Source organism: Anaerolineae bacterium (assembly GCA_011176535.1).
Lineage (GTDB): Bacteria > Chloroflexota > Anaerolineae > Anaerolineales > DRMV01 > DUEP01.
Genome location: DUEP01000088.1, coordinates 1 through 8,701, shown reverse-complemented (window position 1 = coordinate 8,701; position 8,701 = coordinate 1). Strand labels below are relative to the sequence as shown.

Here is an 8,701-nt window from a genome sequence, read left to right as displayed (position 1 = left end):
GTGAGTAGAGGTGCTGGCTGCCAAATGGCGTACGTACTTCATACATAGCGCTACAAAAGGCTACATCGCTCTTGTCGAGACACTTTCTTCGGCCTTCGGTTCGTAACACTCTGATATACCCTCGTTTTACCCACTTTACAGATGGTCTGTAGCGAAACCCCAAACTCCCGCGCTGCTTCGCTCATGCCAATCTCCACCCCCTCCAAATGTGCGAAGCCCTCCCGCCGGACTTGGCGCAGGCGGGCGTTGATGTCTTCCTCCTCCTGTTAAACCGTGAAGGCCTTAGGGTCGGTCATTTGAACATACATGGTTCCGTCAGGCTCCACGAAAGCACAAATTTTTCCAGATTGTGCCATATCGTGCAAAAACCGCTTCTCAACCCCCATTTCCCTGGCGGCCTCGGCCAACGGGAAGATTAAAGGCAAAGTAGTAGTTGGGGCCTCAAGAAGGGCCATGGATGCCTCCAGATGCTATTACGCCAACGCCCGCGGCGAGGTCCGCGGGCGTTTTATTTGCGTTGCGGGGCGAAGCCCGCCGAGTATTTGGATCAGGTGAGCGCGGCAGGACTCGAACCTGCAACCAATGGCTTAAAAGGCCACTGCTCTGCCATTGAGCTACGCGCCCACACGCCCAAATTTTATCACGCTCACAGGCCGCCGTCAACGCCGAGCGAAAGGATTCATCAACTCTTTTCCGCCCTCAACAGACCCTGAACGCCGCTCCCCGGCAAAAAAGGCTCACGGGTCGGCCTCTCCCCCGGACTCCTGAGCCAAAGCGTAAGCGTTTTCCACATAGGCCAGGCTTTGATGGCGGAAGTAGGTGTTGTACAGTTCCGCGTAATGCCCGCCGCGGGCCAGCAAGGTCTCGTGGTCACCCTCCTCCAGGATGCGTCCTTTCTCCAAAACGATGATCCGATCCGCCGAGCGCACCGTGGAAAGGCGATGGGCGATCAAAATGCTGGTGGTGTTGCGCAAAATCATGGAAAGGGCCTGCTGAATCTGCCACTCGGTGAAGGGGTCAATGCTGGCCGTGGCCTCATCGAGGATAAAAATGCTGGGACGGTGGACCATCACCCGCAACAAGGCCACCAGTTGACGCTGCCCCATGGAAAGTAGATTGCCACGCTCGCCCACCTCGGTATCCAGGCCCTGGGGCAGGGTCTCCAACCACTCACCATCGCCGATTTGCCGCGCCAGGCGCTCGGCTTCCTCCCGCGTCGCTTCTGGAGCGGCGTAACGGATGTTCTCCAACACCGTGCCCGAGAACAGGAAAGGCACCTGAGACACAATCCCCAACTGACGGCGGTATTGTTGCAAATCCAGGGTGCGAATGTCCATCCCGTCGATCCAAATACGCCCGCGTTGGAACTCATAAAACCGGGCGATCAATTTGGCGATGGATGACTTCCCCGCCCCGGTGTGCCCCACAATGGCCAGGTTCTCGCCAGGGCGAATGTGCAAATTGAAGTCCTCCAGCACCGATTCCTGCTCGGTGTACCGGAACCAAACCTGCTCGAAGCGAATGTCCCCCTTGAGTCGGGGCACAGGGCGGCGATCCACCTGGCGCACCGACGATTCTACATCAATCAAGGCGAACACCCGCTCGGCCGCCGCCAGGCCGCTTTGCACCTGGGTCCAAAACGACGAGAGATTGAGCACCGGGAACCAGAAGCGATCCAGGCTTTGCAACAAAAGATACCAGGCACCGGCGCTGACCATGCCCTGGGCGGCGCTCATCCCGCCCACATAGACCAAAAGCGCCGTTCCCAGGCCACCTAAGGCGTTAAGGGTGGGGAACACCAGGGTCAGCACCAACCCCCGCCGCACATTCACCCGGTAGGACTGCTGATTGGCCGCGTCAAACTCCTGATAGATGGCCGCTTCCTGACGGAAGTTCTTGGCCACGGCGATACCGGCTACGGTTTCCTTGATGGTGGCGTTGACGGTAGCGATGGCCTGCATCCCGGCGCGGGTCACCGCGCGCGCCCAACGGCGAAAGCCCAGAGCGACCAGAAAAACCACGGGCAGAAAGGCGAACAGCACCAACGAAAGCCGCCACTCGGTGCGCACGAGCACCACGGCCAGAATCCCGGCCTGCAGCACCTGCGCCGCCAAATCGGTGAGCAACACGACCACCTGACCAAAATCGCGGGTGTCGGAGGTTATGCGCGAGACCACCCGCCCCGAAGTGTACTCGTCAAAGAAGGAAAGGTCGTGCTCGGTGACCGCCGCAAAGGCATCGGTGCGCAATTGCAGGATTACATCGGCCACCGCGCGGGTGGTCAGCCGCCGACGGGCCCAGTTGGCCCCCCAGTTCACCACCCCGGCACCCAGCACCATGCCCCCCAGCAAAGCAATCGTCCCCAAGGTCAGATGCCCGCGCAAGGCATCCACCACCCGCGAAAGAAACATGGGCAGAGCCGCCCCGGCCAACGAAGTCAGGGTGAGCAAAACCACAATGGCCGCCAGCCGCTTCGCCTGAGGGCGGAAGTAAGCGGCCATCCGTGCCATCAGTTCGCGATCGCTATACTGACGGTCGTAGCCCTCGACATCCAATCCAGCAAACAGACCCATATCGCCTCGCTACTCGGTAAAGATGCGACGGTAAATTGGGGACGATTGAAGCAGTTCTTCGTGCGTGCCCACGGCCACCAGGCGCCCCTTGCGCAGCACCACGATGAGGTCGGCCCAACGGATCTGCGACAGGCGGTGGGTGATGATGAAAGTGGTGCGTCCCCTGGAAGCCGCAAAAATGGCCCGCTGGATTTTGTCCTCGGTGGCGCTGTCGATGGCGCTGGTCGAGTCGTCCAGAATGAGGATTCGCGGATCGGTGAGAAAGGCCCGGGCCAGCGCCAGACGCTGACGTTGGCCGCCCGAAAGGGTCACCCCGCGCTCACCGATGACCGTATCGTATCCATCCTTAAAGCCCATGATGAACTCATGAGCCTGGGCCAACTTGGCCGCCCGGATAATCTCCTCGCGGGTAGCACCCGGCTTGCCAAAGGCAATGTTCTCTGCCACGGTGCGAGAAAAGAGAAAGATGTCCTGCTCAATGATAGCAATCTGGGAACGGAGGGACTCCAGGTTCCACTCCCGGACATCCACGCCATCGACCAGCACCCGACCTGCGGTGACATCGTAGGTCCGGTTGATGAGTTTCACCAGGGTGGTCTTCCCAGACCCCGTTTGCCCGACCACCGCCACCCGCATACCGGGCTCCACCCGAAAGGTAATACCTTCCAGCACCGGAGCGCCTGCTTCATACGCAAAGGTGACGCCTTCAAACGCCACCGCCCCCCGAATGGGGGCCACATAGCCCGCCAGATTCTGGTCGAGGCGGGTCTCCTTGTTGATCAATTCCAGGATCCGCCGCGCGCCGGCCAGCCCCAGCGACACCTGGGAATAAGCGAACTGCGAGACGAATACCGGGAAACCGAACAACTGCAAGAGGCCAAAATAGGCCACCACCTGGCCCAGATCCAGCGCGCCCTGACGAAAGAGCAGCATGGCGTGGACCAGCCCCCCCGCCTGAGCCAGGGCCAACAGCAGGAAGGGGAAAAACCGCGCCTCGATATCGCCCTGGCGCACCATGGCATCCCGAAACTCGCGGGCATGACTCAAAAAGCGTCCCACTTCTCCCCGCTCCTGGGCGGCCCCCTTCACCGTCTCGATGCCGTCCAGGGCCTCGCTCAGGCGGGTGTTCATGCGCCCAAAAGCGCTGCGCACCTGGTCGCTCACCGGGCGCAATTCATGCAGGTATTGGGCCACCAGAAAGAAGTACACCACAATGAACACGGCCGGTGTGAGCATCAGGGCGGGATGATAACGGGGCGCGGCCAGCAGGGGCATGAAAAGAAAGTTGGCCGAGCCGATGACCAGGTTGATACCCGGGCTGAACATCAGGTTGACCTCACGCACATCGTTGGTGGCGCGGGCCATAATGTCGCCCACCGACTGCAGGTTGTGGAAGGTCATGCTCTTGCCCAGCAGGGAAACATACAATTCATCGCGCACATCCCGCTCCAGCCGCTGGGCCAACCACTCGGCGCCGAAATTGCGCAAAAATTGCAAGCCCCCGCGCAACACCTGCGTCCCGGCAATCCAGAGCGCCACGGTGAGCAGGGCGCGGGTCTGAGGTGGCGAGGCCACCACCGCGTTGAACGCTCGCCCCACCAGCATGGGCACGGCTGCGGCCAGGGCCGCGTTGCCAAAAGCGCCGATGAACAGCAACACGAACAAATACCAGTACCGCAGCGCATGGGAAAGCACCCAGCGCTCGGCGCTACGATGGCTCACCCGATACTGCCGCGGGGGGGTAAATTCCGAAGCATGGGAAACCGTGCTCATGCTACCTCATCCGGAAAAGGAAGGTCTGCAGCGATGGCGTACACACCGTGCTTGGGCAGCCAACGGGGGTCCACCGGGCGCAGCCGCCCATCTCTGGGGCGCACCAGAAACCATCCACCATCCCGGTGCAAAAGGGGAATCTCTCGATGCCAGCGGCCAAACACCCGCCGCATGATCATGCTGTGGTAGCGAAAATTCTCGCGTTCCCGTGGGTACCAGCGAAACAACTGCTCAAAGGCCTGCACAAACTGGTCACGATACGCCTCGGTGACCACATCCAGATGGCTGAGGAGCCAGCAGCGATCCTCGTACTGCCAGTAGTAAGAGAGCCCCAGGAAATTGCTCTGGCGGTCCAGGTAAGGGAAGAAGGGGAAAGCCCGGCAGGTCAGGGAACGGTAAGGACGGTGGGTGGCGCAAAACGCCGGCCCGGCGCAGACCGCCGGGATCTGCCCCTGGGGCGTCTCCTCGCGGAGGGCCTGAGTTTCTTCTGGCGTTTCGCCTTCCCAGGGCCGCCAAAACCCCGGCGCTGCCTCCTGCAAGTAGGCCCATTCTTCGAGATAAAGGGTGGGTACGGCGTGACGGGGGTCGCAGCAAAAAGGCAGACCGCCCGCGTTGTAAGGCGCGCACTTTTCGCCGCAGTCAAAGGCAGCCACCGGGGCCTCGCAAGCGGCGTATAGTCGTGCAAAACGATGGTTAGACATTTGTCTAATGCTCCTCGCCAAAAACAACCCCTCAAGCGGGGCACTTCCATTCTACCGCGATTCGCCAGGTTTGCCAACTCAGGGCCGGGCGAAATGCTCTTCTTCCACCGCCCGCCAGTCCGCCTCGGGCAAACGCACATAAACACTCAGGGCAGGATGCGCTCTGCGGATCTCCTCGGCTATACGCAACGCCACCCGGCGAATGGAAAAATGGGCGTTGGACGCCGAGCGCAGCGCCAGGAAGTGATACGCTTCCCGCAAGTTGAAGGTGGCCAACACGCGCCGGCGAAAGCCGTTGGGCACCACATACGCCGCCACCTCGGTGTTCCAGGCCGCCAACCGTTCGTAGGTCTGCGCCGCCTGCTCCATGACCTGGCGATATTCCTCCGCCAGCCCCACCTCCACCAGCAAGCGCGGCACGGCATATCCCAGGCGGGTGCTCAAGCGTTGAGGGGTCTGGCTCATCATACGATGGCGTTTGAATTCGTAATAGGCTCCCTGATCCATCACCAGGTCAAAGGTGTATCCGGTGTGCTCCAATTCACGCAAGGGCACATCATGGGGGCCCATCCCTTCCAACAAGGCCTCAACCAGCGCCAGGCGCTTCCCGGCGGGCAGCCCCTTCACATAAGCCAGGCTCGTCGGATAGTCCGCTTCGCCAAAGCGAACCAGGGTCGAGGCCAGCACGCGCGCCTCCCCATCGGGCTCATAGTGAACCAAACGGCACCATTCGTCCGGCGAGGAGCGCGGCAGCGCACGGGCCGCTGCGGTCAAACGGGCCGCCGCGCGTTGCCAGTAGCCCACCGGCTCCACATAACGCACCAAAGTCGGCACCTCGGCCAAGGCCACCTCCTGCATCCGCCGCCCCAACTGGCGCACCTCGGTCAGGGGATGCGAGAGCATCTTGCGCAGCAGATGGGCCAACGCCCGGGCGTTGACGGTCATCCCCACATTGGTCTGCGCGGCCGCGGGGAGCAGGAAACGGCACGCATCGGCGTAGCGCGAGCGCAGGCGGCTCTCCCACGCCCGCTCGCTTTCCCCTTCCCGACGGGGCACCCGCTGCGCCACCCAATCGTGCGCGGTGGCCAGGCAACGATGGTACGCGGCAAACAGCGCCTGCACCGCCTCGCGATACAAGCGCCGTCCTTCGGGCCGCTCGTCCAACTCCGGCGGCATCACGAAGTCTTCCGGCCCAAAGGGCTGGTAGCGGCTGGACTTCTCGGTGTACGAAGCCAGCCGGGTGGATTGCAGGGCTTCGGTGGCCAGCCGCGACAGGCCCTCCACGGCCAGATGCAACACCGCGTGCTCGGCCACCGAAGCATGCCCGTAACCGATGACCCATTTCTCGTGAAAACGGGCGCTCTCCGGCTCGTTCAATTCAGCCGCAATGGCATCGAAGGGCAGGGGCGAACGCGAGGTCTTGGCAAAAGTGACCGCGATCACTTCCTGGGAATAGGTCTTCGGGGAAAGAAGATAGACCCGAGGTTTAGCGGACATGCGCCAGCATCTCCTCCGCGCGCCGGACATCCCGGCGGATCTGTTCGGCCAGAGCCTCTGGAGAGGGGAAAGGGCGTTCCTCCCGCAGGCGGTGGAGAAACGCCAGGGTCAGACACCGCCCATAGAGGTCCCCTTGAAACCCTAACAGGTGGGCCTCCACCCACGGGGCCCGGGGCTGAGCCTCAAAAGTGGGCCGTACCCCCACATTGACCACCGCCCCCCAGGTGCCGCCGTCGGCCAGCCGGGCCTGGGCCACATAGACCCCTGGGCCAGGCACCATCCGCCGCGCCCAAATCTTCAAATTGGCCGTGGGGAACCCCAACTGACGCCCCCGGCCATCTCCCTGCACCACCTTGCCCGTCACCTGATAAGGTCGCCCCAACAAACGCGCCGCTTCCTCCACCTGACCGGCGCTCAACAGCGTCCGGATGCGAGAGGAAGAAATCACCTCCCCGTTCAGGGTGACGGCCTCCATCACATGGACCTGATACCCCAACTCCTCCCCCAGGCGCTTCAAGGTGGGGATATCGCCCTCACGGTTGCGCCCTAAGGCAAAATCGTAACCCACCCACAGCATGCGCAATCCCAGATGGGCCTTGAGACGCTCCATGAAAGCCCGGGCCGACAACGCCGCCACCCGCCGGTTGAAGCGATGGGTGATGACCACATCCACTCCCAACGCGCCCAGCAACTCGGCCTTCTCCTCAGGCGTGCTGAGGTAAAAAGGGCGTTGCTGCCGCTGTAACACCACCGAAGGGTGCGGGAAGAAGGTCAACACCACCGCCGGGGCACCTGCCGCATGGGCCTCGGCCACAAAAGGCTCGATGATGGCCCGATGACCCAAATGCACCCCGTCGAACGCGCCGATGGTCAACCAGGCCCCTTGCAGGTGAACCCCTTCAAGGGAACGGTAATGTTGCATAAGCCGCCGCCCACCCTCCTACGAGAGGAAGAACACCTTGCGCGGCTGGAACACATTGGTCTCGGCCACATACTTCAACACCGCGGCCAGGTCCCCTTGCTCGGTCACCGCGCAGACCAGATCGCCATCCTTGAGTTCGTGCTCCCCTTTGGCCAGGATGCGCTGGCCGTGACGAATGGTCTCCACTTCGTCGAAGTCGAGCACCACCTGCGGCCAGTCGGCCAGGGCCTCAGCCGCGGGGATGAGATAGCGATACCAGTCGCCGGCCTCGAAAGCCTCTTGCAGGCGTCGCAGGGGCACGGCGTCGCGCAGGGTGAAACGGCCGGCCTTGGTGCGGCGCAGCCCCACCAGATGCGCCCCGCAACCCAACCGCTGGCCGATTTCGTGGGCCAGGGAGCGCACATAGGTGCCCGAGGAGCAGTGCACATCCACCACAACCTCCGGCGGGGCCCACTCTAGCAACTCCAGGTTGTACACATGCACCTTGCGCGGCTTCAACTCCACCTTCTTGCCCTGGCGGGCCAGGTCGTAGGCACGTTTGCCCTTGACACGCACCGCCGAATAAGGCGGGGGAGCCTGCAGAATTTCGCCCTCGAAATCCTTGAGCATGGCGGCGAACTCTTCCTCGGTGATGTTCTCCCAGGGGGCCGTGGCCGTCACCCGCCCATCGGCGTCATAGGTGTCCGTGGCTGTGCCCAGGCGAATGGTGGCCATGTAGCGTTTGTCCGCCTCGGAGACCCACTCACTCAACCGCACCGCCGGGCCGATGAGCACCACCAGAACGCCCGAAGCCCGCGGGTCCAGGGTTCCCGTGTGCCCTGCGCGGCGGATCCCCGTCCCTCGGCGGATGATCTTCACCACATCGTGGGAAGTCAACCCCACCGGTTTATCCACCACCAGAACCCCGGAAACCACATCCTGAATCACTCGCTTCTCTTTGTCTTGGTACATTTTTCCTCCCCTTTACATGCAGGATAGCAGGGATTGAACGAACAACAAACACGCTTCCTCCAGGGGCTGAGGAAGTCAAGACCAAACGCCAGGCACTAAACCTCCTGAGGGGCCAGGAGCCTGCGCGTCGCTGCCAGCACCCGTTCCTGGACCTCAGATAATGGGCCAGGGATGGTGGCTCCGGCGGCTGGCGCGTGTCCCCCGCCCCCAAACTGCAACGCCACGCCCGAGACATCCACACCCGGGCGGGCGCGCCAACTCACTTTCACCGTGCCATCGGACTG

General features: G+C 62.4%; 8 protein-coding genes and 1 tRNA gene. All 9 read right to left on the bottom strand.

The window, feature by feature from the left end:
• Positions 1-266 precede the first annotated feature (266 nt).
• Positions 267-455, bottom strand: a complete 189-nt coding sequence (locus tag G4O04_08285) for a hypothetical protein (GenBank protein ID HEY58513.1) — start codon at positions 453-455, stop codon at positions 267-269.
• Between the two features lie 97 nt (positions 456-552).
• A tRNA-Lys gene (locus tag G4O04_08280) sits at positions 553-624 on the bottom strand.
• A gap of 113 nt (positions 625-737) precedes the next feature.
• Positions 738-2,573, bottom strand: a complete 1,836-nt coding sequence (locus G4O04_08275; GenBank protein HEY58512.1) for an ABC transporter ATP-binding protein — start codon at positions 2,571-2,573, stop codon at positions 738-740.
• A gap of 9 nt (positions 2,574-2,582) precedes the next feature.
• Entirely contained in the window at positions 2,583-4,346 is a 1,764-nt protein-coding gene (locus G4O04_08270) for an ABC transporter ATP-binding protein (GenBank protein HEY58511.1), read from the bottom strand.
• Positions 4,343-5,047, bottom strand: a complete 705-nt coding sequence (locus tag G4O04_08265) for a hypothetical protein (GenBank protein HEY58510.1) — start codon at positions 5,045-5,047, stop codon at positions 4,343-4,345. The genes G4O04_08270 and G4O04_08265 overlap by 4 nt, the downstream gene beginning before the upstream one ends.
• A gap of 78 nt (positions 5,048-5,125) precedes the next feature.
• Complete coding sequence (locus G4O04_08260) at positions 5,126-6,544, bottom strand: FAD-dependent thymidylate synthase (protein HEY58509.1); 1,419 nt, start codon at positions 6,542-6,544, stop codon at positions 5,126-5,128.
• A complete protein-coding gene (locus G4O04_08255) occupies positions 6,534-7,466 on the bottom strand; it encodes a bifunctional riboflavin kinase/FAD synthetase (GenBank protein HEY58508.1) in 933 nt (310 codons plus the stop codon). Before G4O04_08255 ends, G4O04_08260 begins: the two co-directional genes overlap by 11 nt.
• Positions 7,467-7,484: 18 nt before the next feature.
• Positions 7,485-8,417 carry a tRNA pseudouridine(55) synthase TruB gene (gene truB / locus G4O04_08250; protein ID HEY58507.1) on the bottom strand — a complete coding sequence of 311 codons (933 nt, stop codon included), beginning with the start codon at positions 8,415-8,417 and terminating at the stop codon, positions 7,485-7,487.
• 95 nt (positions 8,418-8,512) lie between these two features.
• On the bottom strand, positions 8,513-8,701 hold a 189-nt coding region (locus G4O04_08245; GenBank protein ID HEY58506.1), incomplete at its 5' end, for a bifunctional oligoribonuclease/PAP phosphatase NrnA.